This window comes from Yoonia sp. R2-816 (assembly GCF_046762905.1).
In the GTDB taxonomy this organism is placed as follows: Bacteria; Pseudomonadota; Alphaproteobacteria; order Rhodobacterales; family Rhodobacteraceae; genus Yoonia.
On sequence record NZ_JBKQXN010000311.1, the window covers coordinates 192735 to 216787 of the forward strand.

Annotated in this window: 27 protein-coding genes; 15 read left to right on the plus strand and 12 right to left on the minus strand. The window is 59.0% G+C overall.

What is annotated here, in order from left to right; translation table 11 throughout:
• Positions 1 to 24 precede the first annotated feature (24 nt).
• Complete coding sequence (locus ACFWW2_RS18770; protein ID WP_393930595.1) at positions 25 to 465, plus strand: GNAT family N-acetyltransferase; 441 nt, start codon at positions 25 to 27, stop codon at positions 463 to 465.
• 132 nt (positions 466 to 597) lie between these two features.
• Here the strand turns inward: ACFWW2_RS18770 and ACFWW2_RS18775 are convergent, their stop codons facing one another.
• The 3 genes from ACFWW2_RS18775 to ACFWW2_RS18785 all read right to left on the minus strand — a co-directional run bounded on the left by ACFWW2_RS18775 (position 598) and on the right by ACFWW2_RS18785 (position 3908).
• Positions 598 to 1677, minus strand: a complete 1080-nt coding sequence (locus tag ACFWW2_RS18775; protein ID WP_393930597.1) for a Zn-dependent alcohol dehydrogenase — start codon at positions 1675 to 1677, stop codon at positions 598 to 600.
• A gap of 74 nt (positions 1678 to 1751) precedes the next feature.
• Entirely contained in the window at positions 1752 to 2969 is a 1218-nt protein-coding gene (locus tag ACFWW2_RS18780) for a TCR/Tet family MFS transporter (protein ID WP_393930599.1), read from the minus strand.
• Positions 2970 to 3029: 60 nt separating this feature from the next.
• Positions 3030 to 3908, minus strand: coding sequence for a LysR family transcriptional regulator (locus ACFWW2_RS18785; protein WP_393930601.1), 879 nt, complete (start codon positions 3906 to 3908; stop codon positions 3030 to 3032).
• A 92-nt stretch (positions 3909 to 4000) separates the two neighbouring features.
• On the opposite strand from ACFWW2_RS18785, the gene ACFWW2_RS18790 reads away from it, so the two are divergent.
• A complete protein-coding gene (locus ACFWW2_RS18790; protein ID WP_393930603.1) occupies positions 4001 to 4873 on the plus strand; it encodes an NAD-dependent epimerase/dehydratase family protein in 873 nt (290 codons plus the stop codon).
• Entirely contained in the window at positions 4870 to 5328 is a 459-nt protein-coding gene (locus tag ACFWW2_RS18795) for a hypothetical protein (protein WP_393930605.1), read from the plus strand. The genes ACFWW2_RS18790 and ACFWW2_RS18795 overlap by 4 nt, the downstream gene beginning before the upstream one ends.
• Here ACFWW2_RS18795 and pcaD read toward each other — a convergent pair.
• From pcaD to ACFWW2_RS18820, 5 genes are all read right to left on the minus strand, one after another.
• Complete coding sequence (gene pcaD, locus ACFWW2_RS18800; protein ID WP_393930607.1) at positions 5291 to 6088, minus strand: 3-oxoadipate enol-lactonase; 798 nt, start codon at positions 6086 to 6088, stop codon at positions 5291 to 5293. The genes ACFWW2_RS18795 and pcaD overlap by 38 nt on opposite strands.
• Before the next feature lie 159 nt (positions 6089 to 6247).
• The gene (locus ACFWW2_RS18805) at positions 6248 to 7447 is read right to left on the minus strand and encodes an endonuclease/exonuclease/phosphatase family protein (protein WP_393930609.1); all 1200 of its coding nucleotides are present in this window, start codon (positions 7445 to 7447) and stop codon (positions 6248 to 6250) included.
• Positions 7444 to 8403: a threonine/serine dehydratase gene (locus ACFWW2_RS18810; protein WP_393930611.1), complete on the minus strand. Its 960-nt coding sequence runs from the start codon at positions 8401 to 8403 to the stop codon at positions 7444 to 7446. Before ACFWW2_RS18810 ends, ACFWW2_RS18805 begins: the two co-directional genes overlap by 4 nt.
• An 8-nt stretch (positions 8404 to 8411) precedes the next feature.
• Positions 8412 to 9230, minus strand: a complete 819-nt coding sequence (locus ACFWW2_RS18815) for an alpha/beta fold hydrolase (RefSeq protein ID WP_393930613.1) — start codon at positions 9228 to 9230, stop codon at positions 8412 to 8414.
• Positions 9230 to 9907: a haloacid dehalogenase type II gene (locus ACFWW2_RS18820; RefSeq protein WP_393930615.1), complete on the minus strand. Its 678-nt coding sequence runs from the start codon at positions 9905 to 9907 to the stop codon at positions 9230 to 9232. Before ACFWW2_RS18820 ends, ACFWW2_RS18815 begins: the two co-directional genes overlap by 1 nt.
• 131 nt (positions 9908 to 10038) lie before the next feature.
• On the opposite strand from ACFWW2_RS18820, the gene ACFWW2_RS18825 reads away from it, so the two are divergent.
• Positions 10039 to 10473 (plus strand): peptidylprolyl isomerase, encoded by a 435-nt coding sequence (locus ACFWW2_RS18825; RefSeq protein ID WP_393930617.1) that lies wholly within the window; start codon positions 10039 to 10041, stop codon positions 10471 to 10473.
• A gap of 59 nt (positions 10474 to 10532) precedes the next feature.
• Entirely contained in the window at positions 10533 to 12311 is a 1779-nt protein-coding gene (locus ACFWW2_RS18830) for a hypothetical protein (protein ID WP_393930619.1), read from the plus strand.
• Positions 12312 to 12509: 198 nt separating this feature from the next.
• Here the strand turns inward: ACFWW2_RS18830 and ACFWW2_RS18835 are convergent, their stop codons facing one another.
• Entirely contained in the window at positions 12510 to 13301 is a 792-nt protein-coding gene (locus tag ACFWW2_RS18835; protein WP_393930621.1) for an enoyl-ACP reductase, read from the minus strand.
• Positions 13302 to 13305: 4 nt separating this feature from the next.
• Positions 13306 to 14535: a beta-ketoacyl-ACP synthase I gene (fabB, locus tag ACFWW2_RS18840; protein WP_393930623.1), complete on the minus strand. Its 1230-nt coding sequence runs from the start codon at positions 14533 to 14535 to the stop codon at positions 13306 to 13308.
• 95 nt (positions 14536 to 14630) lie between these two features.
• Here fabB and ACFWW2_RS18845 point away from each other — a divergent pair, with 95 nt between their 5' ends.
• On the plus strand, positions 14631 to 14813 hold the full coding sequence (locus ACFWW2_RS18845; RefSeq protein WP_393931485.1) for a hypothetical protein: 183 nt from the start codon (positions 14631 to 14633) through the stop codon (positions 14811 to 14813).
• The gene (locus tag ACFWW2_RS18850) at positions 14791 to 15183 is read left to right on the plus strand and encodes a GFA family protein (RefSeq protein WP_393931453.1); all 393 of its coding nucleotides are present in this window, start codon (positions 14791 to 14793) and stop codon (positions 15181 to 15183) included. Before ACFWW2_RS18845 ends, ACFWW2_RS18850 begins: the two co-directional genes overlap by 23 nt.
• Positions 15184 to 15198: 15 nt before the next feature.
• Here ACFWW2_RS18850 and fabA read toward each other — a convergent pair whose 3' ends face one another.
• Positions 15199 to 15708 carry a bifunctional 3-hydroxydecanoyl-ACP dehydratase/trans-2-decenoyl-ACP isomerase gene (fabA, locus tag ACFWW2_RS18855; protein ID WP_393930625.1) on the minus strand — a complete coding sequence of 170 codons (510 nt, stop codon included), beginning with the start codon at positions 15706 to 15708 and terminating at the stop codon, positions 15199 to 15201.
• Positions 15709 to 15866: 158 nt separating this feature from the next.
• Here fabA and irrA point away from each other — a divergent pair, with 158 nt between their 5' ends.
• The 3 genes from irrA (at position 15867) to ACFWW2_RS18870 (ending at position 17721) form a co-directional block, all read left to right on the plus strand.
• Positions 15867 to 16283, plus strand: a complete 417-nt coding sequence (gene irrA / locus ACFWW2_RS18860; RefSeq protein WP_393930627.1) for an iron response transcriptional regulator IrrA — start codon at positions 15867 to 15869, stop codon at positions 16281 to 16283.
• Positions 16284 to 16374: 91 nt separating this feature from the next.
• Positions 16375 to 17097, plus strand: a complete 723-nt coding sequence (locus ACFWW2_RS18865; protein ID WP_393930629.1) for a hypothetical protein — start codon at positions 16375 to 16377, stop codon at positions 17095 to 17097.
• Positions 17098 to 17175: 78 nt separating this feature from the next.
• The gene (locus ACFWW2_RS18870; RefSeq protein WP_393930631.1) at positions 17176 to 17721 is read left to right on the plus strand and encodes an REP-associated tyrosine transposase; all 546 of its coding nucleotides are present in this window, start codon (positions 17176 to 17178) and stop codon (positions 17719 to 17721) included.
• Here the strand turns inward: ACFWW2_RS18870 and ACFWW2_RS18875 are convergent.
• Complete coding sequence (locus ACFWW2_RS18875) at positions 17660 to 18511, minus strand: hypothetical protein (RefSeq protein ID WP_393931455.1); 852 nt, start codon at positions 18509 to 18511, stop codon at positions 17660 to 17662. The genes ACFWW2_RS18870 and ACFWW2_RS18875 overlap by 62 nt on opposite strands.
• 111 nt (positions 18512 to 18622) lie before the next feature.
• Between ACFWW2_RS18875 and miaB the strand changes: the two genes are divergently transcribed.
• The 5 genes from miaB to lnt all read left to right on the plus strand — a co-directional run bounded on the left by miaB (position 18623) and on the right by lnt (position 24051).
• On the plus strand, positions 18623 to 19933 hold the full coding sequence (gene miaB, locus ACFWW2_RS18880; protein WP_393930633.1) for a tRNA (N6-isopentenyl adenosine(37)-C2)-methylthiotransferase MiaB: 1311 nt from the start codon (positions 18623 to 18625) through the stop codon (positions 19931 to 19933).
• Between the two features lie 184 nt (positions 19934 to 20117).
• Positions 20118 to 21137 (plus strand): PhoH family protein, encoded by a 1020-nt coding sequence (locus ACFWW2_RS18885; RefSeq protein ID WP_393930635.1) that lies wholly within the window; start codon positions 20118 to 20120, stop codon positions 21135 to 21137.
• 15 nt (positions 21138 to 21152) lie between these two features.
• Positions 21153 to 21641 (plus strand): rRNA maturation RNase YbeY, encoded by a 489-nt coding sequence (gene ybeY / locus ACFWW2_RS18890; RefSeq protein WP_393930637.1) that lies wholly within the window; start codon positions 21153 to 21155, stop codon positions 21639 to 21641.
• A gap of 33 nt (positions 21642 to 21674) precedes the next feature.
• Positions 21675 to 22562 carry a CBS domain-containing protein gene (locus ACFWW2_RS18895; RefSeq protein ID WP_393930639.1) on the plus strand — a complete coding sequence of 296 codons (888 nt, stop codon included), beginning with the start codon at positions 21675 to 21677 and terminating at the stop codon, positions 22560 to 22562.
• Entirely contained in the window at positions 22555 to 24051 is a 1497-nt protein-coding gene (gene lnt / locus ACFWW2_RS18900; RefSeq protein ID WP_393930641.1) for an apolipoprotein N-acyltransferase, read from the plus strand. Before ACFWW2_RS18895 ends, lnt begins: the two co-directional genes overlap by 8 nt.
• Positions 24052 to 24053 lie beyond the last annotated feature (2 nt).

Genomic DNA, 24053 nt, shown 5'->3' on the forward strand with positions numbered 1-24053 from the left:
CGCACCTTTGGTCAGGAGGATGTTATGGGCGACACAATCACGCTTCGCCACCTGGGTCCAGACGATCTGGACCTGCTGGTGGGGGTCAAGTCGGGGCTTTTTGACAATCCGATCCTGCCGGACCAGGCAAAGGCCTTTCTGCTCGAGCCGTTGCACGAGATCGTGCTGGCTCTGGACGGGTCCGATGTTGTGGGGATGGCGACAGGCCAGATCCTGCTGCATCCGGACAAACCGCCTGCCTTCTTCATCGCCGAGGTCGGGGTGCGAGACGAATATCAGCGGCAAGGCATCGCAAAACGGCTCTGCGACCGGCTGATGCAGGTTGTGCGCGACCGGGGGTGCGATGGGATCTGGCTTGCTACGGAGACCGATAATGCGGCCGCCCGGGCGCTTTACCGGTCGCTGGACGCGCGCGAAACCGGCGGCATTGTTGTCTACGATTGGGACGGGGCGATGGACGGGTAGGATGGATCAAGATCCATCTTACGGTGCCGGCTCTGATGCGTGCAGTCGCGGACGCAGCGCCATGCCCGCCGTCGTCAGGCCACCCGTCCCGGACTTGATCCGGGACCTCACGCCGCCACCCTTGCGTTCCGGCTACCCGAACACAATCACATTCCGCTTGGCCGATCCTGTCCTTGTATCGGCAATCGCTTCATTGATCTGCTCCAGCGACCAACGGCCCGATATCAGCTCATCCAGCTTCAGCCGCCCTTGCTCATAAAGGTCAACCATCCATGGGATGTCGCGGGCGATGACCACATCGCCCATCTTTGACCCAACCATGCCCTGTCCGGTCGCGGCTAGCATCACCGGCTCATAGGTCGACATCGCCCCCGAATGGGGCATGCCCACCATGATGACCCGGCCGCCATTGGTCAGATATTGCGGGGCCTTATCATAGGCCGGGATCGCGCCGACGGTCACGAATACCGCGTCGGCCCCGCGCCCCATCGCCTTTTTCGCGGCCCGCCACGGCTTTTCATCGGTGGCCAGTACGCCGTCTGTCGCGCCAAATTCGCGTGCAATGGCGAGCTTCTCTTCAGACATATCCACCGCCACGATCCGCCGCGCCCCGGCAATCCTGGCGCCCTGAATGGCGTTGAGGCCGACGCCACCGGCACCGATTACAACCACATCCTGCCCGGCGCGCAGATGGGCGGCGTTCACCACAGCGCCAACGCCGGTGATGACGCCACACGCTAGCAAAGACGCCGACTCCATCGAAATCGCGTCCGACAGTTTCACCACCTGGCTTTGATCCACCACCACCCGCTCGGCAAAGCCGCCGGTATACATCGCCTGATGCAGCGGGGCGCCATCCGCATCTGACAGCGGGCTGCCCTCAAAACCGGTCTCGCAGGCGACAGGCTTGCCGCCCGCGCAGGACGGGCAGGTGCCGCAGGCGCGGATCAGGGTCACCACAACCGGGTCACCCATCGCGACGCCACGCACGCCTTCGCCCACGGCGCTGACCACCCCTGCCGCCTCGTGCCCGTAGACCGCGGGCAGTGTCCCGCCCCAGGCCCCGTCCATATAGGAGATATCGGAATGACAGATCGCGCAGGCCTTCAGCGTCACCTCAATCTCGCCCATCTTGGGCGCGGCGAGGGTGACTGTCTCGATCGTCAGAGGCTGGCCGAATTCACGGCAAATGGCGGCTTTGATCTGGGGCATGGCGTTGTCCTGCAAAAATCCTGTTGCAGCACATGTCCCACCGGATATTGCCATGCGCAAGTCTGATCGCGACGTTACATGGCGCGCGCCCGCTTTGGGCGGGGTGTCTGGACGAAAACAAAGATACAGCCAATGGTCAGCACGGCAGATAACAGAAACGGCGCGCCTGGCAGATAGATCGTGTTTTCGGCGGCGGTGAAATACCAGAAGGTCTGGGTCACCAGCAACGGTGCCACAATCGTGGCCACCGCGTTGATCGAGGTCACTGTGCCCTGCAATTCGCCTTGCTGATCGTCGGCTGCGGTGCGCGACATGATGCCCTGCAAGGCGGGCCCCGCGATGGAACCCAACGCGGTCAAGGGGGTCAATGCCAGCGCAATCCAGCCTTGCGTGACGAACCCCAGCAGCACAAAGGCCGCCACATCAATCGACAGACCTGCAATCACCGCATTCCGTTCGCCAATCCGGTTCAGGATCGGCTTGATCAGCAGACCCTGCACAATCGCAATCCCGATCCCGAAGACCGCCAGCGACAGGCCGATCATGCCCGGCCCCCAACCGAACCGCTCGGCCCCGAAATAGGCCCAGACGCCGGGATAAACGAAAAACGCCACAGTATAGACAAAGGTGATCAGCATCAGCCGCTTCAGGCCGGGCAGAGCACCGATATTCTTGAACGCGCCAAGCGGATTGGCGCGCCGCCACTCCAGCGGGCGACGAATGCGGTCGGTCACCGTCTCTGGTAATACGTAATAACCAAAAATGGCGTTGGCCGCTGCCAATGCCGCAGCTGCCCAGAAGGGCGCGCGCGTGCCGAACTCGGCCAACACACCCCCCAAAAGCGGCCCCAGCACAAAGCCCACGCCAAATGCCGCCCCGATCAGGCCGAAATTGGCGGCCTTCTCCTCGGGTTTTGAGATATCGGCCATATACGCCGCTGATGTTGATTGCGTCGCAGCCGTGATCCCGCCGATGATCCGGCCAATGATCAAAAGCCAAATCGTGTGGGCCAGCGCCATCAGCACATAATCGAACGCCATGATCACCAGCGAGATGATCAGCACAGGCCGCCGCCCATAGCGGTCCGACAGATTGCCGACCGTTGGACCGAACAGGAACTGCATCGCGGCAAAGATCGTGGCGAGGATACCGCCCCAAACAGCAGCGGCACCAATGCCCTGACCTTCAACCTCTTGAATAAGGTCAGGCATCACCGGCATGATCAGCCCGATTCCCATGCTGTCGATGACAACGGTGATCAGGATAAAGATGACAGGCAGGCAATTTTGCATCCCGACAGGGTTAAACCGCTTGGTTCACTTTGCAAGCCCCCGCTTTGGCGGGTCCTTCACCTAGAACGAGATATTGTCGGCAACGAAGTCAACGAAGAGCCGGGTCAGCGGATTTTGCGCCGCATGTCCGTAGTAGACCAGCGAGATATTGATCGGGCGCGGCGGTTGTTCCGGCAATACCACCTCCAGCCGGGCGTCTTTCAGGACATGGTCCACCAGAAAAAGCGGCAGTGCTGCGATACCCCCGCCGTGCAAAGCCATAGCAGCAATTGTGCGCGGGTCGTTGACCGACACCTGCGTTTTCGGCACGACCGCGACACTGCCACCCTTGCCAGTAAGAACCAATGGCATGTCGGGGCGCAGTGCGATGATCTTGTGCTTGGCAAGGTCGTCAACCGAAGCTGGACGACCGGCCCGATCAAGATAAGATTTTGCGGCAACAAGTGCCTGGCGTGCACCCCCCAGTTTGCGCTGGGTCAGGCTCGAATCCTCCATCTCACCTATGCGGATCGCCAGATCGAAACCGCCAGCGATCAGATCGACAAAGGCGTTGTCGGCTACGACTTCAAGCCGAACATCCGGATAGGTCGCCGAGAACGCGACAAGCACCGGTGCCAGAAGGTCGGAGGCGAAGGTAAACGGCACAGAGATGCGCAACTTCCCGGCCGGTCGGTCTTTTTGCGCGACGATCCGTGCGCGCGAAGCTTGCAGGACATCCACCATCTCCTGCGCCTCCTGCGCCAGCAGATGGCCCTGATCGGTCAGACGGATGCTGCGGGTGGTGCGCTGGATCAGGTCAAGCCCGACATCGGCCTCAAGCGCTGCTATGTGGTTGGTCACTGTCGATGTGGGCATGCCCAGACGCCGGGCCGCCCCGGCAAAACTACCTGCTTTCGCAACGGCAGCCAGCGTAACAAGGTGATTGGTGTTGCGGTACATTATCCCATTTTTGGGATTACTATTCCGAAATAGCAAGTCTTTATCCGATTTGCATGACCGCTATCTTGAGGCCAGCAAACAGGAGAATTGATATGCGTGTGCTTATCACAGGATCGACAGGTTTCATCGGATCAGCGGCCCACAGGGCATTGGTCGACGCGGGCCATATACCTATTGTGGTCAAGCGACCGGGCAGTGCCTTGGGCGATCATGATATCGCCGTGGACCTGACCGACCTTGATGGCCTGCGCAAGGCGGCGTCTGGTGTTGATGCGGTCATTCATGCTGCGGCCAGCGATAATCCTGATTTCTGGCCGGTCAGTCATGCCGCCGCCCTGGCCATGATCAAAGGCCTGCCAGATGGCGGCCGTTTCGTGGCTCACGGCGGCACGATTGTTTTTGGCCCCACCACGCATGACCCGGCCAACCCAACGACGCTGAATCCGCCGCCCCCGCTGGCGCGCCGCGCCGCGTTGGATCAGGCGATCCTTGATGCGGGGAACGGGCCGGTCCACACCCACGTCGTGTTCGGGTCGCTGGTCTATGGCGGCCCCGGTGCGGTGATCCCGCAGGCCATGGTCGGCGCCGCCCGCGCAAGCGGAGCAGTGCTATATGTCGGTGATGGCAGCCAGATCTGGTCAACAGTCCATGTCGATGATTTCGGCAGGTTGCTTGTTGCGGCCATTGCCACGGCAGACGCCGCAAGCGGGCCGATCTTTGCCGCCGACCGGTCAATTTCGATGGCCGATTTCGCGCGAAAGATCGGTGTCGCCCTGAACCTGCCTGTTCGCGCCGCCACCGATGAAGAGGCGCAACAGTCCTACGGGATATTCGCCGCGGCATTCGGGATGAGCCAGCATTTCTCGGGTGACGTGGCGCGCGACACCTTTGGCTGGACGCCAATGGCCAATGCAGATGCGCTGCGCGGGGCGATCAGATCGCTGGCAGAAGGTCCCACCAAATGACCATACATCAACCAATGACACTTTATGATGTGGCCGGGGGCGCGGATCGTATCACTGCAATGACAACGGCATTTTATGAAAAGGCCGTTGTCGACCCGCTCCTGTCGCCGTTGTTCACCAATGGCGACGCCGATCACGCGAAATATCTTGCTGGCTGGTTTTCGGTCATCTTTGGCGGCCCGCAGGATTACCTGACCGAACGGGGCGATTTGCGGTTCGTGATTTGGAAACATGTCGGCATGCATATTACCGACGCGCAACGGGCCAGGTGGGTGAACCTGATGCGGGATGCGGCCGCCCTTGTGCAGATCGACGAACGCTTTCTGGCCCCTTTTGATCGTTTCATCGATAGGGTCAGCCGGGACGTGCAGACAAATTCCCATGTGCCCAAAGAGGAGCTTCGCGCACGGCTGGGGATCAAGGATCCGGGGTCTGGTGTCCGGTCTCAGCCATGAATTGGTGCAGCAGGGCGGCGTATCCCTGCGGATCCTCGACACAGGGCAAATGCCCCGCCCGCCGCATCAGCGCAAATCGCGATCCGGGGATCAGATCGACCGTTTCGCGCACCAGATCGGGTGGGGTGGTGGCGTCCTCTGATCCGGCAATGCCCAGCGTGGGCAGGCGCAGACCACTTGTCGGCGTATAGAAATCGGTGCCCGCAATCGCCGCGCAAACGCCGATATATCCATTCTGCGGGGTCTGCGTCAGCATCGCGCGCCATTGTGCTACCGCCGGGGTGGCAAGGAAATCGCGGCCAAACCAGCGTGTCATCACCTCATCGGCGATACCGTCCAGACCCACCCGCTCGATATTGGCGATGCGATCCTGCCAGAACGTGGCGTTCCCAATCTTGGCTGCGGTGTTGGACAGGACCATGGCACGGATGATGTCAGGGCGTTTGACGGCAAGACCCTGCGCCACCATGCCGCCAACCGACAGGCCGACGAACAGGCAGTCGCGGACCCCAAGCGCATCGCAAACCGCTTCGGCATCGCTGACCAACTGGCCCATCGTATACGGCCCCTCCGGCGCGTCCGATCCGCCATGACCACGCATGTCATAACGCACCACGCGCAGCCCATCCGGCAGCAATGCCACCACCTGATCCCATAGCTGCAAGTTCGAGCCGAGCGAATTGGCAAACATGATCATCGGGCCATCATCTGGCCCGTCAACCTGCACGTTCAGCGCCACACCCTGCCGGTCAATTCTCATGAAATCCCGCCTCAGAAAAGCTCAAGCCGCGCATGGGTGTCCCTTCCCGGCGCGGCTTTCACTTGTTGTCGTGACCAGCGCATGGCGATCACAAACAACCCTCCCACATAACAGAAACATGGAATATGTGATTCCGGGCAACCTGTACTTTTGGACAGGTTAGTCATCCGGATCACCAATCAGCATATGTGCCATGATCTGCCCGTGGTCAGAGGCGAGCTTGTTATAAGGGGCCTCGGGATGCGATCCGTCGGTCAGATGATCGTTGAAGACGCTGAAATACTCCATCTCGCCCAGTTTGCTTGCAAAATCAGGGTGAAAATGGCGTGACATCAGGATCTGGTCGATGCTTTCGAAGACGCCGCCAAAGGCGGATGTATAGACCATGTCGCGCAGCGATTTGCGCACGAACAGCTTCTCGGCTGAATAGAGGCGGACCGCCCCGATGTTTTCCTGAATGATCTCGTTTTCCTCATCCGTGTACCGGTCCCGCCGGGTTTCGGCATCGTGGCGGCGCATCCAGGCGTAATTGCGAAACGGGGCCTCACCGGTGATGATCTCGGAACTGACCGCATGTTCGCTATCGTTGAAATCACCCAACACCATCACCGGGTTGCCCGCCTTCAGCTCTTCCAGAATGGCGTTGCGCAGCACCCAGGCCTCGGCCATGCGGCGCAGGCCGGACCGAAGTGATCCCATGGCCCGGGTGGCCGGATCGTAATTCACCAGATCGGCGGCGGGCGGAAAGGGCGCACCTTCGGGCCGGGGCAGTTCGCCCAGCTTTGATTTCAAGTGGCAGTTGAAGAAGGTCACCACCGTCTCACCCAGTTTGATCCGCACCTTCAGCACCGGGCGGCTGAGGCGTTTGATCCGGTAATGCCCGCCTTCATCCCCATCCAGATCGGTAAAGGGAATGGCCAGCGGTCTGGGAAGTTCCTGAATAACCTCCGGCAATCCTTTGAACCCGAAGCGCGACAGGATCGCCACACCGGGGCGCCGCTGCCCCGGTTCCCCGTCAAACAGGTTCGGGGCAAAGGCCAGTGCCGCCTCAGTATAGGGTTCGTAGGCCAACTTGCGGAAAATCGCCTTGCGGGCGTAGCCTTTGGACCGGTCGGGGATATTCGCCTCATTCGCGGCCAGCCCAAGTTCATCGGTCTCGATGACCACATCGCGCAGGGCGTCCTCGCTGAAAATTTCCTGAAAACACACGATATCGGCGTTCATGGTCAACAACTGGTCGGCCATCCATGCGCGTTTCCAGGCATATTCCTCGGGGGTGTATTCCTCGAACCTGTAATACTCCTGATCCGCTTCGATCAGGTTTTTGACGTTGAAACTGGCGATGGTGAAACGGGTCAATTCAGGGTCTCCAAAGCTTTGGCAAAGACATCCGGGTCAACATTGCCGCCCGTGGCAACGGCAATGATCGCATCGCCTTCAAATGCGTCCGGGTGGAACAGGGCGGCCGCCAGTGCGGCCGCACCGCCGGGTTCGACCACGATCTTGAGCCTCTCAAAGGCAAGGCCGACGGCGCGCAGGCATTCCTCCTCCGTCACCACCACACCCGGCCCGCAATGGGCCTGCATAATGGGAAAGGTGATCTCACCCGGCTGCGGCGTGATGATGGCGTCGCAAAGCGAACCAGAGGTGCGCGCATTCCGTTCGATCTTCCCGCTCGCCAGCGACCGGGTCACATCGTCAAACCCTTCCGGTTCCACCGGGCGAACCCGCAGGCCCGGCGCATCCGCCGCCAGTGCCAATGCGATGCCCGATGTCAGCCCCCCGCCGCCACAACAGACGGCGACATCGGCGTCGGTTATGCCAAGGGCGTTCATGTCCTCAGCAATCTCCAGCCCGCAGGTGCCTTGCCCGGCGATCACCTGTAGTTCGTCAAACGGTTTCACCAGTGTCAGCCCGCGTTCATCGGCCAGCCGCGCGCCAATCGCGTCACGATCTTCGGTCGCGCGGTCATACAGCACCACTTCTGCCCCCAAAGCCCGCGTATTGGCGATCTTGATTGCAGGCGCATCCGACGGCATCACGATCACCGCAGGCGCACCATGTTCGCGGGCCGCAAGGGCCACCCCCTGCGCATGGTTCCCGCTGGAAAACGCAATCACCCCGGTTTTCAGAGCATTGTCCGTCAGCGCCGACACCGCCGACCAGCCACCGCGAAACTTGAACGATCCCGTGTGCTGCAAACATTCCGGCTTCACAAAAACCCGCCGCCCCGCAATCTCATCCAGAAAAGGTGAGGTCAGGATTGGTGTGCGCCGCGCATGGCCTTCCAGCCGTTTGGCGGCGGCCCGGATCATGTCGATATTCAATGCAGCCTCTCCAACCAACGGTGCAGTGCATCCAGCGCCTCGGGCTCATCCAGAAACGGCACATGGCCACGTCCCGGCACATCGACGCGGATCATATCCGCGCGACGTTCCTCCATCTTGTCTGCAGTGGCTGCGGTCAGCAGGTCCGAGTTTGCCCCGCGGATCAACGCGAGCGGTAGACCGTGAAGCGCATCAAAGAGCGGCCACAGGTCCGGCGCCGGTTGTGCACCCGCTTCCAGCACCGCATCGCGCAGCTTGGGATCATAGCGCAGGACCAGCCCGTCCGGCGTCTCCTCGTAATGCGCCTTTACCTCGGCCAGCCAGCGCGACAGTGGCACGTTCTTGAAATGAACCCAATTGCGCGCCCGAAATTCGGCCGCTTCGGCATAAGTTTTCTGCTCGGGTCGGCGACCGATGTAATTCTTGATGATCTCGAGACCTACCGGCGAAATTTCGGGGCCAATATCGTTCAGGGCGACCCCGATCAGGCGGTCCTTGGCCGTGGCCGCGAGCATCATCGCGATCAGGCCCCCGCGCGAGGTTCCAAGGATCGCGGCTTTGTCCAACCCCAGATAGTCCATCAGCGCCAGAACATCCTCCGTTTCCTGCGGGATGGTGTAGGTGGTGTAATCCGCCCAGTCGGATTTGCCCCGACCACGATAGTCAGGCCGGATCAGGCGGACCGGCAAATGCGGGGCAACGTGATCGAAATCGGCTGCATTGCGGGTCAGCCCGGCCAGTGCGATCACGGGCAGACCTTCCCCCTCATCCAGATAGTGCAGCGGCACACCATCGTTGCTTTGAAAATAGGGCATCAGACAAGCTCCGGTATCTTGGTCAGGTCAGACAAGACATGTGTGGGTGAGGCATAAAGCCGGTCCATGGGTTCGCCCGCCCGGTTCACCCAGACCGTCTGAAAGCCATAACCGGCGGCGCCCGCCGCGTCCCATCCGTTCGATGACACGAACAAAACCTCCGACCGGGTACAACTGAAATGATCGCCGACCAGATCATAGACCTTGTCATGCGGTTTGAAGACGCCAACGGACTGCACCGACAGCACGGCATCCAGCACTTCGCCAATCCCGGCAGATGACACGGCACCCTCCAGCATATCAGGTGAGCCATTCGATAGGATCGCGGTCGTCAAGCCTCGATCCTTTAATGTCTGCAACATCGCGGGCACTTCGCGGTAGGCGGCCAGTTCCCAGTAGAGTTCCAGCAACCGGGCGCGGGTGGCATCATCGGCCAATCCATTTGCCTCCATCGCCCAGTCCAGACCGTCCTGCGTGACCTGCCAGAAATCGCAATGCTGACCGGCGACGGCACGCAACCAGGTGTATTGTAGCTGCTTCAGCCGCCAATCACGGGCCAGCGCGGGCCAGACGGCGGCCAAGGCCTGATGTGCCGGTTCCTCAGCCGCCTGTGCAGCCGCCGCGTTCACGTCAAACAACGTGCCATAGGCATCAAAAACACATGTGGTGATCGGCATTTACCCCTCCTGCTTGATGGGCATCGTGTCACGGCAACAGGTCGGGGAAAAGGGGGCAAAGGCGTTTGCAATGAAAGGACAGGGCGCGTAGCGTGCGGCGCAACCAGAGTTTGCATGAAAAGAGCATATCGATGAGCCAGGCCAAAGCAGGCGATACCGTCCGGATCAATTACACAGGCACGCTGAAAAACGGGGAAACCTTCGACAGCTCCGACGGGCGCGATCCGCTGGAATTTGTGGTCGGCTCCGGCCAGATCATCCCCGGCCTTGATGCGGCCATCCCCGGCATGGCGGTAGGCGACAAGAAAACCGTCGAGGTGCCCTGCGATCAGGCCTATGGGGCCAGCAACCCCGCCGCACGGCAGGCCGTGCCCCGTTCCGAAATCCCCGAAAACATCCCGCTTGACCCCGGCACGCAACTGCAGATGCAGACCCCGCAAGGGCAGGTGGTGCAGGTGACCGTGACCGAAGTGACCGAGGAAGAAGTGACGCTTGACGCGAACCACCCGCTGGCGGGCAAGGACCTGATCTTTGCCATCGAAATCATGGGGATCGACGCGGCCTGACATGTGTTGTTAGCGAGTGTTCGGACCAGGTTGGGTCGACGGCCAAAGGAAAGACGACCTTGAAGAAGACGATTATTGGCCTCGTGGCCGGGCTAGCCGTGGCAGGGGCCGCGACCTGGGCCTCACTGCAATTCACATCTCCACCCAGTCAGGTCGATGCATATAACGCCGAAGAAGCGTTTTACGCAGATCTCGAACCGCTGCATGACCGCATGCGCGCCGTGGAAAACGAAGATGTGAAAGAGCATTTGTTTGCCGCCAACTTCGCATATGTCTCCACCCGCAGCCTTCTGCTGGATCGGGCCTATCCGCCTGTAGGGATCAGCTACGATCCCCACGATATGGCGACCATCGGTCATTACGCCGACCTGAACAGTTTTGCCGAAAACTATATCGATAGTCTGCGGGCCATTTGGGAAGACAGTCTTGATCCCAAAGAGATCAATCTCAAAAAACCTTTACGCTACCGTTTCGGTGATGTCGTGCGCTGGGAATCCGTTGAACTGACCGACGGTCGAACGCTGGCCGTGCAGCGGCAGAATGCACCTCATGAAAATGTGTTGATGGCACGGGCCAATCAATATGATGGCGTCGATATTCTCGGACGGGATAAGGCTGGCAGCGCCATTCCCCTCAGGGCCAATTTGCAGGTAGAGCTAAAGGTGCCATCTGATCTGCGGGTGTTGTCATTTCCCGCACCACGCATCGGTGCGACCCAGACCTATGATGATTACCGTGTTACCATCACAGATATCACGCCCCAATATGCCGAAGTAACGGTCACCCGTACCGATGGCGGCCAGGTCAAAGGCGGGATGCTGACCGTGGATCTGGGCGCGCGCGATGGTAACGGTCATCCGATTGTAACTATCAAACAAACCAGCAATGATGTTGCTGATATCGACGCATTTCGCACAGCGATCGAGGATATCATCGCGTTGGACGATACCCCAGATGCCGCGCAACAGGCCGAGCGTCTGCTGGATGGCGGGCCGGCGTTGATCACCCGTTCCAGCTTTCAGGGCCAGATTGGCACGCTTGATGTCTACCTTGCCGATTTTCGGCTTGCGCGGACGCTGACACGCGATCTGGTTTTGCCGGTCTTTGTACCGGATACGCAAACAACCGATCTGCCCAATCTCTCACAACCGTCCGAGATCATTGATCCACAGCTGATGTATCTGGCCGACAACACGCCGGATCTTTGGGATGCGGGCGAGGTCCAGAATGCCTTATCCGTCTGGCAGGACAGGGATGCGGTCAGATACATCCTGCCACCTCGTATCAGCGATGTCTTTATGGGTGAATTTGGCCGGATGGAGCGATCCGGCGACATGGATTTTGGCCGGGCCAATCGCGATATCGCGCATGATGACTGGCAAATATACGAGGTGGGATCGACGGCGATCCGCTTCGAACCGGATGCTTTCCCTCAACCGCCCGAACGGGTCACGGGCGAGGTTGTGGTGAACATTCTGACAGCGCTGTCGCGCGAAACCTTCACGCTGGATCAACTGCCTGCCGGGATATCAGTGACCGGCAACCGGGTGACCGTCGATGGCGCCCTGCTTCAAAGCCTCGTTGGCGACCAAGACTGGGCACGTATATCGCGGCGCGATCAGGATAGCACAATCGCAGTCTTTGCGCTTAACGCTGAAGGGCTGCCACTGCAACGGTTCCACGTTGCGGGGCGGACAAACGATGGTTCGGATCAGGTCAGCTATTACTACCACGGCAACCCATCCTCTGTCCTGGTGCTCCGGCGTGGACCGATCGAACAGGTGAATGTGCGTATCAACCAGCCGCTTGATGTCGCGGCCTTCGATCTGGAATACTAACGGCGGCTTAACACTCGCACCGCGCGGCGCGTTAATCCGGCCAAATGCCCGCCAGGGGTCCGACGCAAGTCCGACGTTTTGCCGACGCGATGCCGACCGGCAATTTCCGCGAAAACCCCTGCATTAATGGCGCGCGCGCTGATTCGGATCAAAGGGGTGTTGCGCACCCCTCAAAAGACCACCGAACGTTGCGTGGTCTCAGACCAGATGATCGGGCTGCGGCATCCCCAGAACGTGGAAACCACCATCTACGCGAATGATCTCGCCCGTGGTGCAGGCGCCCGCATCCGAGGCCAGATAAACAGCCGTACCGCCCACCGCCTCAAGCGTGGCATTGGCGCGCAGCGGCGTGTTTTGTTCGGTATGCTTATAGGTCCGGCGCGCGCCGCCAATCGCCGCCCCAGCAAGGGTTTTCATCGGTCCCGGGCTGATCGCATTGACCCGAATGCCCTGCGGGCCAAGGTCGTTGGCCAGATAGCGCGTTGCACTTTCCAGCGCGGCCTTGGCGACCCCCATGACGTTGTAAAACGGGGTGACGCGGTTCGATCCCTGATAGGTCAGGGTCAGCAGCGTGCCGCCATCCGGCATCAGTTCCGACGCCCGCTTGGCCACGTCGATGAACGAATAGCAAGAGATCGCAAGCGAGGTCTTGAAGTTGTCGCGCGTGGTGTTGATGAAACGGCCCGTCAGCTCATTTTTATCTGAAAAAGCAATGGCATGGACCACAAAATCCAGCCTGCCCCAGCGCTCTTTGAGCAGCCCAAATGCCGCATCCATGCTGGCATCATCAGTCACGTCCACATCAACCATGATGTCCGACCCGACGCTTTCCGCCAGTGGTTCCAGACGCTTGCCAAATGCTTCGCCCTGATACGAAAACGCCAGTTCTGCCCCGGCCTCGTGCATCGCTTTGGCGATGCCCCATGCGATGGATCGTTCATTGGCCACGCCCATAATCAGGCCGCGTTTTCCCTGCATCGAAATGGTCATTGGTCTATCCTTGGAATTTGGAAAGCAGCATGGACCCGTTGGTGCCACCAAACCCGAAGGAATTGGTCATCACCGTATCAAGCCCTGCATTTTCAACGAGTTGCGTCGCGATCTCGGCTGGATCAAGCGCGGGATCGAGCGTTTCGACATTGATGGATGGGGCGATGAAATCATCCTGCAACATCAGCAGGCAATAGATCGCCTCCTGCGCACCGGTGGCCCCTTGGCTGTGTCCTGTCATCGACTTTGTAGAGCTGATCGGCGGCGTCGCACCCTGGCCAAAGACCCGGCGCACGGCCTCAACCTCACCCACGTCACCGACGGGGGTAGAGGTGCCGTGTGCATTGATATAACTGACTTTTCTGCCTTCGGGGATGGTTTCCAGCGCCAGCCGCATGGCCCGCTCACCGCCTTCACCGGATGGGGCGACCATATCGTGCCCGTCAGACGTGGCGGCAAAACCTGTCACCTCTGCGTAGATCTTGGCGCCGCGCGCCTGCGCATGTTCCAGGCTTTCCAGCACGACAATCCCGCCGCCGCCCGCGATGACAAAACCGTCGCGATTGGCGTCGAATGCGCGCGATGCCTTTTCCGGCGTGTCGTTATACTTCGATGACATCGCACCCATTGCATCAAAAAGGCAGGACAGGGTCCAGTCCAGCTCCTCGCCACCGCCTGCAAACATCACATCCTGTTTGCCCATCATGATCTGTTCAGCCGCGTTGCCGATACAGTGCAGGCTTGTTGAACAGGCCGAGGTGATCGAATAGTTGATTCCCTTGATTTTAAAGGCCGTGGACAGGTTGGCAGAGATCGTGGAGGACATGCATTTCGGCACCGCAAACGGCCCAATCCGCTTGGTCGCACCGGTGGTTTTGACAACCTCGTGTGCGGTCAGCATGGCCGACGTTGACGGCCCGCCGGAGCCAGCCACCAGACCGGTGCGAGGGTTCGAGATCACATCCTCATCCAGCCCCGCATCGGCAATCGCCTGCTGCATCGCGATATGCGCATAGGCGGCCCCCGGACCCATGAAGCGCAATGTCCGCTTGTCCACATGCTCGGTCACATCGATCTTGAGCGTGCCCGCAACTTGACTACGGAACCCGTGTTCGGCCATCTCGGGCGACGCCTCGATCCCAGACTTGCCTGCCTTCAGCGCAGCAGTGGCCTCAGCTGCATTATTCCCAATGGGCGAGACGATACCCAATCCAGTAATGACGACACGGCGCATGACTGCTCCCATAGATGCTTTTTTTGTTTAGTAGGGGAGAGGGGGCTAGGGGGCAAGTGGCAGTGGGTATTCGTGCGTTTTGAGGGGGTGATTGGATGGAGTCCAGATTTACCGTTTTCCGACCTTTTGCAGTCAAAAATGATTTGGATCAAACTGTGGCGGCGCTGTTTTTGACAGTCTGGCGGGCAGAAGTCTTTGCCGCAAAGCATGTGAGATCAGGTCATGCCACAGGAATTGAAGATTACTGGAAGATGTATGTGCGGCGCAGTTGGCGTTAAGGGCACTGCGAAAGCGCCAGAAGTGGCTGCCTGCCATTGTAACATGTGCCGCAGATGGTCATCAGGGCCGTATTTCGAGGTGTCTTGCGAAAACGTGACATTTGAAGGCGAAAACAACATCAGCACGATACGATCATCCGATTGGGCTGAACGTGGTTTCTGTAAGCAATGCGGGTCGAACTTGTTTTATCACATCATCGATAGTGACGAATTCCAGATAGCCGCAGGGCTTCTGAACGAGCAGTCAGATTTGCATCTGTCCCTACAGGTTTTTATCGACGAGAAGCCGCCCTTTTATACTTTGGCCGAGAAGACAGAAACGATGACCGCCGCAGAGGTTTATGCAGCCTACGGTCCTTCGTCAGCTTGAAAACGCGATGTTCGCCTAACTCTCTGACAACGCCACTTTCATGTCCTTGACCTGATAGATCACCTCGCCATCCGCCTCAACAATCCCGTCAGCGACACCCATCGTCAGGCGGCGGGTCTGGATCGCTTTGGTGAAATCGATCTTGTAGGTCAGCATCTTGCGGTCGGGACGCACCATGCCCGTCAGCTTGACCTCGCCCACGCCAAGCGCGTAGCCGCGCCCCTGCCAGCCCCGCCAACCGAGGTTGAAGCCGGTCAGCTGCCACAGCCCGTCAAGGCCCAGACAACCGGGCATGATCGGATTGCCGGGAAAGTGGCAGTCAAAGAACCAAAGGTCTGGCGTGATGTCGAATTCGGCCAGCACATGGCCCTTGCCATGCGCGCCGCCATCGCCGGAAATGTCGGTGATCCGGTCCATCATCAGCATGGGCGGTGCGGGCAATTGGGCGTTGCCGGGGCCGAAAAGTTCACCCCGCGCACATTTGAGCAGGTCCTCTTTGTCAAAGCTGCTGGGGTATTGCGCCATCTTACGGGTCTCATTCTTGGCTGCTACGGTCGCCGACCTCTAGCATTGCGGGGTTTATGAGGGCAAGTCTGCGCCGTATTTGAAGAATTGAGAACGATTTGCAATTGATCCGGGGCACATTTCCCCCATATTAAGGGATAGGCAGCATTTGGGCGACCATGACAGAGATTGAAACACAGCGCAGCGCAGACTGGTTGGCAGGGGCCGGGCTTCGGCCGACCCGACAACGTATGACACTTGCGGGACTTTTGATCGGTGACGGCCAGGATCGCCATGTCACAGCCGAAAGCCTGTTTGATGCAGCGTCCCATGCGGGCGAGAAAGTATCGCTTGCGACGGTCTACAATACGCTGCGTGCCTTCTGCGATGCAGGTTTGATGCGCGAGATTACTGTGGACGGCTCGAAAAGTTATTTCGACACCAACATGACTGACCACCCGCATTTCTATTGGGAAGACGATGCAAGCCTGACCGACGCGCCCGCCGATCAGCTTGAGATCACGCGCGTCCCGCAAGCGCCGAACGGGGCCGAGATTGCATCGGTCGATGTTGTGATCCGTCTGCGACGCAAATAGGTCACGCCCCGATCTGGGTCAGGATTTACAGACCTTGAATCATTGGATTATTCGCCCCATCGTTTCGCGCGACGGGCACTGGGGCTGACCAATGGTTGAACAAAAACGCGATGAAATGGTTCTATCGTTCTACCGGGTGCGGACGGCACTTGGGTTGCTAGGCATTTTCCTGCCGGTTGTGCTGATTGTTGGCGGGCTGATTTATGACCGCAGTATCGAGCCATCCATCAGCGACTTCTATCATACCGTCTATCGCGACATCTTTGTGGGGACCTTGTGTGCTATCGGTGTCTTCCTGATCTCCTATCGGGGTTATCAACTGCAGGATGGTGAATTATTCGATGACAACTGGGTGGCCACCGTGGCGGGGCTCTCTGCCTTTGGTGTGGCGCTTTTTCCTAACGAGGGGCCGGAAGAGAAGCTGGTGATCCTGCGCGAGGCCGGGGTGATGCTCGGCACGCATCCGATGTTGCATTATCTGTCTGCGTTGGTGTTTTTCAGCTGTCTTGCGCATTTTTGCTATAAATTCGCGCGCACGGCAAAGAAGCGGCGGCGTCCGATTTACCTGGCCTGCGGCTGGGTGATTATCGTGATGCTAGTGGCGATTGCGGCGGCTTCGGCGATCAAGATCTATGGCAGTGGGGCGGCACAGCAATTGGTTGTAGATACCAAGGCGGTGCTTGTATTCGAGGCGATCGGCATTTGGGCCTTTGGTGTGTCATGGCTGGTGAAGGGGAGGGCGGATATTGCCCTGGCCAATCTGACCGGCGCACAGGCGCTGGCGATTGACGATGCGGAGTTGCCCAAAGCGTAGCGAAGGATGGGTTGAAACCCATCTTACGATGTGGCGTCTGTTTACGTCCCATTAACCCTGACCGCGCAGATTTGCCGGATGACGCATTACAGACGGCGATATGTCCCTGGTGGCACCTATTTCTTTACTGTTCGGTTGCAGGACCAGAATTCTGATCTGCTAACGGCACGCATTGATCTTTTGCGCAATGCCACCCGGATTTGCATGAAACGCTGGCCGTTCGAGATTGCGGGCGCTGTGATCCTGCCCAGCAAGCTGCACATGATCTGGACCTTGCCGCCCGATGATGCGGCATTTTCCAAGCGTTGGCGGCTGATCAAATCCACGTTTTCCCGGCATGTCCCGGCTCCTGACCATGTCGCACCCAGCCAATCAAAACGAGGGGAAAAGGGGATATGGCAGCGCCGGTTCTGGGAGCATGTCATCCGCGATGAGCAGGATTTCGACCTGCATATGCATGTGATTGCATCTGCGCCGGTCCATGCCGGTCTGGTCAAGCGCCCCGGTGAATGGCCCCATTCATCGTTGCAACATCGTAAGATGGGTCTTGACCCATCACCCCTTAAAACCATTGGCCCGGTTCCATTAGCCCGAGGTCAAAAAGCTGCTGCGATTGCCAGTTGAACCGAACCGAATTCTGCCAGTGAAAGCTTTCGATCTGATATCGGCTGCCGGGATTGCGTTTCAGCGCCTTGGCTGTGCGGAATGAACAGACCGCAGCCGTCAGGTTGTTATGCCAGGGACAGGCAAAGGTGTTGTATTCTGGCACATTAAATAGCCGGTCCGGCAACATTTTCAGCCCTGGCACCGCCCGAAAAAGCGAGACTCTGTCGATGCGGCGACGGTGGTAGGGGACGTGTTCCTCGAACCGCCAGCGCAGGCCACCGTAGAAATCCATCTGCCGTTCCAGTGCCGCACCGGTTTCATCGGTCCGGGCCAAGGCGTAATAGCCTGACCGGTCCAGAAACGCATCGTCACGCGCCACTGCCAGCGGCGCATGTTGCAGGTCGCCTGCATAAAGATCGACCACATAGGTCAAGATGCTATCGCGCCGTTCCTCCATCGCGAAGGTTGTCATCTCGCCCACGCTGCGATGTTCGCAAAACGGATAGAAAAGATATTCCGCGTTGTAGCAGTAATGTAGCCAGATATCGGGCACAGCTGCCATAACGGCGTTCACGATCTCAGGCAAAGCCGCATCCGTGAGGACGGCATGGTCAACCCGGTCAAGATCCTCTGGCAAAGCCATGTCAGAAGGCGCAAAGGTGATGACCCGCGCAAAGCCCGCCTTTTGCAAATGGGTGATCGTGCTCTGGACCTCTATACCGTCCTCGACCAAAACCAGCGCAATTGGCCCGGTGGGCGGACTGCGCTTGAGGTCGTTAATCAGAGCGGGCAGGTTGAGATAATGCATCGGGTCCGGGTTATCAGGGTCGGGCGCAAATTCGGCTAATTTGCCTTGCATTGCAAGCATCCCCCCAAGCGGCTAGAAGGCCTGCAATTCACCCCGATAATGAGCCCGCACATGTCCGCGCCGAAAAAGCTGTATATCAAGACCTATGGTTGTCAGATGAATGTCTATGACAGCGAACGCATGGCAGAGGCGCTGGGCGGCAAGGGATATGTAGAAACACAAAGCCCCGATGATGCGGATATGATCCTGCTGAATACCTGCCATATCCGCGAAAAGGCGGCAGAAAAGGTCTATTCCGAACTGGGGCGCTTCAAGGGTCTGAAGGCGGAAAAGCCCGATCTGAAAATCGGCGTGGCGGGCTGTGTCGCACAGGCCGAGGGCGAAGAGATCATGCGCCGTCAGCCGCTGGTAGATCTGGTGGTGGGGCCGCAAAGCTATCACCGCTTGCCTGCCATGGATGATGCGATCCAGACAGGGGCCAAGGCGCTCGACACCGATTTCCCCGAGGATGACAAGTTCGACACGCTTAAGGCGCGCAGCAAGGCCAAGCGTGGCCCGACGGCATTTCTGACCGTACAGGAAGGCTGCGACAAATTCTGTGCCTTTTGCGTGGTCCCTTATACCCGCGGGGCAGAGGTATCGCGCCCGGCGGATCGCATCCTGCGTGAAGCGCAGGAACTGGTCGATGCAGGCGTGCGCGAGATTACTTTGCTCGGCCAGAATGTGAATGCCTATCACGGCCACGACCAGGGGCTTGCCGGGTTGATCTGGCAGTTGGACAAGATCGACGGGCTGGAACGCATCCGCTTTACGACCAGCCATCCCAATGACATGGATGATGCGCTGATCGAGGCGCATGGGACCTGCGGCAAGCTGATGCCTTATCTGCATCTGCCGGTGCAGTCTGGGTCGGATCGCATCCTGAAGGCGATGAACCGCAAACATACCGCCGACAGCTATATCCGGCTGATTGAACGCATTCGCGCAGCCCGCCCCGATATTCTGCTGTCTGGTGATTTCATCGTGGGGTTCCCCGGAGAGACGGATGAGGATTTCGAAGACACCATGCAACTGGTGCGTGACGTGCACTATGGACAGGCCTATTCGTTCAAATACTCCACCCGCCCGGGCACCCCGGCTGCTGAAAAGCCGCAACTGCCCGAGGATGTGATGAATGACCGCCTGCAGCGGTTGCAGGCGCTTTTGCGTGAGCAGCAACGGGCGACGCAGGCTTCCATGGTGGGGCGCGAGGTGAAGGTCCTGTTCGAGAAGCCGGGGCGCGAAGTGGGCCAGATGATTGGCAAATCCGAATACCTGCATGCTGTCTATGCTGATGCGCCGGCGGAGGTAGTAGGACAGGTTCGCGCTGTGAAAGTGGTCGAAGACAGCCCCAATTCATTGAAAGGACGGCTGATCACCTGACATTATCCGCAGGTGCCAAATTCCTTATAAGGAATTTGTTCAGACTTTTTGAAAAGTCTGATGCGCAAAATTTCCGGGCATTCAGAGTTTTTCGTCTCAAATGCGTGACATTTCTATACCAACGCTTGCGTCGTCCGGCTGGTCTTGCCACGATACCTAGCATAGAGACTCAAAGGAGAGCTGTTTGGCCACTGGTGCCCTGACCCCACCCGCTGAAGATGTCACAGAATCCCTGTTGGAATTTCCCGACAATTTCCTGCTGATCGACCTGTGCGGCGAATATGACCGCAACCTTACCATCATCGAAGACAAGCTAAGCGTGCAGATCCTGCGGCGCGGCAATCAGCTTGCCGTGATTGGCGAGGATGGACCGCGTCAGGACGCAGTGGAGGTGCTGAAATCGCTTTATTCCCGGCTGGAGGCCGGACGGTCGCTGGAACCCGGTGATATTGATCGTGAATTGCGCATGGGCCCGGAAACGGTGCGAGGGCCCGCGCGCGATGGCGATCAGATTGAGTTGTTTAAGGGCGATGCGTCGATTGCCCGGGTCGAAATCAAGACCCGCAAGAAGCTGATCGAACCGCGCACCGATGCACAAAAGGCTTATGTGAAATCGCTGTTTGACAATGAACTGGCCTTTGGCATCGGCCCGGCGGGGACGGGCAAGACCTATCTGGCCGTGGCCGTCGGTGTGAACATGCTGATTAGCGGCCATGTGGACAAGATCATCCTGTCCCGCCCTGCGGTCGAGGCGGGAGAGAAGCTGGGCTATCTGCCCGGCGATATGAAGGACAAGGTCGATCCTTACATGCAGCCGCTTTACGATGCGCTGAACGATTTTCTGCCCGGCAAGCAGGCCGCCAAGATGATCGAGGAAAAGGTGATCGAGATTGCACCTTTGGCATTCATGCGCGGCCGGACATTGTCCAATGCCTTTGTGGTGCTGGATGAGGCGCAGAATGCGACCACCATGCAGATGAAGATGTTTTTGACCCGTCTGGGTGAAGGCAGCCGCATGGTGATCACTGGCGACCGCACCCAGATTGATTTGCCGCGCGGCGTGAATTCCGGGCTGTGGGATGCGGAGCGGTTGCTGAAAAACATCCCCAAGATCAGCTTTAACTACTTCACATCAAAGGATGTGGTCCGTCATCCGTTGGTTGCAGCGATTATCGAGGCCTATGAGAAAGATGAGACGGCTTGAGCAAGCTGGCCCCGTATGACGGTTGATTGCGTTGTCGAGGATATGCGCTGGGGCGACATTGACGCGTTGGCTCGAACAGCAACCGATGCCACGCTGACCCGTCTGGGGCTGGAGCCATCGGTTTTCGAAATCAGCATTCTCGCCTGCGATGATGCGCGCATTGCCGCGCTGAATGCGGATTTTCGCGGAAAACAGAAAGCCACAAACGTGCTGAGCTGGCCGTCTGATGAACGGACGGCGGCGGTGGATGGCGAAATGCCGCTTGCCCCGCAACCTGGGCAGGATACTGAGCTTGGTGACATTGCTATTGCCTATGACACCTGCGAGCGCGAGGCTGCTGTTGCTGGCAAATCATCGCAGGACCACACAATTCATTTACTTGTGCATGGCACGCTTCATTTGCTGGGTTTCGACCACGAGCGTGACCGCGACGCCACCTTGATGGAAGGGTTGGAAACAGAGATACTTGGCAAATTGGGTATTTCTGACCCATATAGTGAATAGTCGGGCGATTTTGCCCGCATGAGATAGGATGAAATGGGCGATACCGGCGACGGTCCATCTATGGCAGCGCAAAGCGCGCCTCCGGACCAGAATGATCAGAAACAGGGCATTTTTGCCCGATTGCGTAACGCGTTATTGCCCGAAGCCAGCCCGGCAACACCCGAGGACACGCCGAGCCAGACCGTAAAACCGGCAGGCAGCATGCTTGGCATGCTCAACTTGCGCCGGATGCGCGTAGAAGATGTGGCGATTCCTAAGACGGATATTGTGGCGGTGCCGGTCACCGCCACCAAGGACGAACTGGTCAAGGTGTTTCGCGACAGCGGATTGACCCGCCTGCCAGTCTATGACGGCACGCTGGACACCCCCATTGGCATTGCCAATCTCAAGGACTTTGCCCTGCGCCATGGGTTCAATGGCGACAGCAAGGACATGGATTTGGCCGACATGCTGCGCCCGCTATTGTTTGTGCCGCCGTCGATGCCGCTGGGTGTGCTGCTGCAGAAAATGCAGGCCGAGCGTATCCACATGGCTCTTGTCATCGACGAATATGGCGGCACTGACGGGCTGGTCACCATCGAAGACCTGATCGAACAGGTCGTGGGCGAGATTGAAGATGAACATGACATCGAAGAGGCCAAAAGCTGGGTGATGGAAAAGCCAGGTGTCTACATGGTGCAGGCCCGGACCGAGCTGGAAGATTTCGAGGCCGAGATCGGGATGCAACTGACCGCCCATGAAGAGATCGACGAGGAAGAGATCGACACGCTGGGTGGTTTGGCGACCATGCTGGCCGGACATTTGCCGGCCCGGGGCGAGGTGATCATGCATCCCGACGGCCCGGAATTCGAGGTTGTCGATGCCGACCCCCGCCGGATCAAGCGGCTGCGGGTCCGTTTGCCCGGCGCCAAACATGCCTGATTTGCCTGCGCGCTTTGGCGCGATGTCGGCACGGATGCGGTTGACCCTGTTGGGTGCACTTGGTGTGCTGGCCGGTTTGGGGCAAGCCCCACTTGATATCTGGCCTGCGACGATCATTGGTATTGCGGCCTTGATGCTGGCCCATCAGGGAACGCAAACCACCCGTGCGGCGACCCTGCAAGCTTGGGCTTTTGGCGCAGGCTATTTCGCATTGTCATTGCGTTGGATCGTTGAGCCGTTTCTGGTCGATGTGGCCCGTCACGGCTGGATGGCCCCGTTTGCTGTGACGCTCATGGCAGCGGGGGCGGGTCTGTTCTGGGCAGTCGCCGCTTATGGTGCGGCTCGTCTGGCACCGCGGAGCGCGCTGATGCTGGGGCTGGGGCTGGCGTGGGCGGAAGCGACACGATCCCTGATACTTACCGGATTTCCCTGGGCGCTTCTGGGCCATATCTGGGTCCCGACGCCAATTGCGCAACTGGCAGCCTTTGGCGGACCACATCTGCTGACGCTTGTGACCGTATTGACCGGATGGGGCGTCGTGCTGGTGGTGACGCGCCGTTGGAGTGGCGCGATTGTTCTTGTGGCTATCGTGGCGGTGGGGTTGTGGTTTCGCACAGGTCCCGCTCCTGCGCCGGTTGCTGACGCGCCTATTGTGCGCCTTGCTCAACCCAATGCCCCACAGCATCTGAAATGGGATCCGGCATATCGGGATGTCTTCCTGCAGCGCCTTGTCAGCTTTACTGAATCCGGGGTCATCCCTGATCTGGTTGTCTGGCCCGAAACCTCTGTGCCGACGCTTTTGAACTTCATTGAGAATGATTTGAGCGTGTTGGCGGATGCCGCCCGCGGCGCACCGCTGGTTTTTGGTATCCAGCGCCGCGATACGGAAGGACGTTTCTACAATAGTCTGATCGCATTGAACCCTGAGGGAGAGATTGCCCAGATTTATGACAAGCGGCATCTGGTCCCGTTCGGAGAATACATGCCCGGTGGGGCGCTTGCGCGGTCGATGGGGCTGACTGGCTTGGCCGACAGGATGGGCAGCGGCTTTGCTCCTGGTCGGGATGCTGGGTTGGTCGATTTGCCAGGCATCGGTGGGGCTGTGCCGCTGATCTGTTATGAAGGCATCTTCGCTGAGGAGATTTATCGCGGTCCCGACCGGCCGCGTCTTTTGTTACTGATCACCAACGACGCCTGGTTCGGGCAGGCAGCGGGACCTTATCAGCATCTTGCGCAGGCGCGTCTGCGCGCGATTGAGCAGGGATTGCCAATGGTGCGGGTGGCCAACACCGGGGTCAGCGCGATGATCGACGCGCGCGGTCGGATCATCGCCGAAATACCGCTGGGCATTGATGGCGTCATCGACGCGCCGCTTCCGGCGGCTCTGCCCATAACGCCTTATGCGCGCTGGGGTGAATGGCCGTTCCTTCTGATGCTCATTTTCTTAACCTTGGGTCTCTATGTCGTCGTTCGTCGCAATAGCGATTGACG

Coding starts and splice junctions, on each gene's coding strand:
- ACFWW2_RS18770 (WP_393930595.1), top strand. CDS start 25: ATGGGCGACACAATCACGCTTCGCCACCTGGGTCCAGACGATCTGGAC.
- ACFWW2_RS18775 (WP_393930597.1), bottom strand. CDS start 1,677: ATGCCCCAGATCAAAGCCGCCATTTGCCGTGAATTCGGCCAGCCTCTG.
- ACFWW2_RS18780 (WP_393930599.1), bottom strand. CDS start 2,969: ATGCAAAATTGCCTGCCTGTCATCTTTATCCTGATCACCGTTGTCATC.
- ACFWW2_RS18785 (WP_393930601.1), bottom strand. CDS start 3,908: ATGTACCGCAACACCAATCACCTTGTTACGCTGGCTGCCGTTGCGAAA.
- ACFWW2_RS18790 (WP_393930603.1), top strand. CDS start 4,001: ATGCGTGTGCTTATCACAGGATCGACAGGTTTCATCGGATCAGCGGCC.
- ACFWW2_RS18795 (WP_393930605.1), top strand. CDS start 4,870: ATGACCATACATCAACCAATGACACTTTATGATGTGGCCGGGGGCGCG.
- pcaD (WP_393930607.1), bottom strand. CDS start 6,088: ATGAGAATTGACCGGCAGGGTGTGGCGCTGAACGTGCAGGTTGACGGG.
- ACFWW2_RS18810 (WP_393930611.1), bottom strand. CDS start 8,403: ATGATCCGGGCCGCCGCCAAACGGCTGGAAGGCCATGCGCGGCGCACA.
- ACFWW2_RS18815 (WP_393930613.1), bottom strand. CDS start 9,230: ATGCCCTATTTTCAAAGCAACGATGGTGTGCCGCTGCACTATCTGGAT.
- ACFWW2_RS18820 (WP_393930615.1), bottom strand. CDS start 9,907: ATGCCGATCACCACATGTGTTTTTGATGCCTATGGCACGTTGTTTGAC.
- ACFWW2_RS18825 (WP_393930617.1), top strand. CDS start 10,039: ATGAGCCAGGCCAAAGCAGGCGATACCGTCCGGATCAATTACACAGGC.
- ACFWW2_RS18835 (WP_393930621.1), bottom strand. CDS start 13,301: ATGACCATTTCGATGCAGGGAAAACGCGGCCTGATTATGGGCGTGGCC.
- fabB (WP_393930623.1), bottom strand. CDS start 14,535: ATGCGCCGTGTCGTCATTACTGGATTGGGTATCGTCTCGCCCATTGGG.
- ACFWW2_RS18845 (WP_393931485.1), top strand. CDS start 14,631: ATGGAGTCCAGATTTACCGTTTTCCGACCTTTTGCAGTCAAAAATGAT.
- ACFWW2_RS18850 (WP_393931453.1), top strand. CDS start 14,791: ATGTGCGGCGCAGTTGGCGTTAAGGGCACTGCGAAAGCGCCAGAAGTG.
- fabA (WP_393930625.1), bottom strand. CDS start 15,708: ATGGCGCAATACCCCAGCAGCTTTGACAAAGAGGACCTGCTCAAATGT.
- irrA (WP_393930627.1), top strand. CDS start 15,867: ATGACAGAGATTGAAACACAGCGCAGCGCAGACTGGTTGGCAGGGGCC.
- ACFWW2_RS18865 (WP_393930629.1), top strand. CDS start 16,375: ATGGTTGAACAAAAACGCGATGAAATGGTTCTATCGTTCTACCGGGTG.
- ACFWW2_RS18870 (WP_393930631.1), top strand. CDS start 17,176: ATGACGCATTACAGACGGCGATATGTCCCTGGTGGCACCTATTTCTTT.
- ACFWW2_RS18875 (WP_393931455.1), bottom strand. CDS start 18,511: ATGCATTATCTCAACCTGCCCGCTCTGATTAACGACCTCAAGCGCAGT.
- miaB (WP_393930633.1), top strand. CDS start 18,623: ATGTCCGCGCCGAAAAAGCTGTATATCAAGACCTATGGTTGTCAGATG.
- ybeY (WP_393930637.1), top strand. CDS start 21,153: ATGACGGTTGATTGCGTTGTCGAGGATATGCGCTGGGGCGACATTGAC.
- ACFWW2_RS18895 (WP_393930639.1), top strand. CDS start 21,675: ATGGGCGATACCGGCGACGGTCCATCTATGGCAGCGCAAAGCGCGCCT.
- lnt (WP_393930641.1), top strand. CDS start 22,555: ATGCCTGATTTGCCTGCGCGCTTTGGCGCGATGTCGGCACGGATGCGG.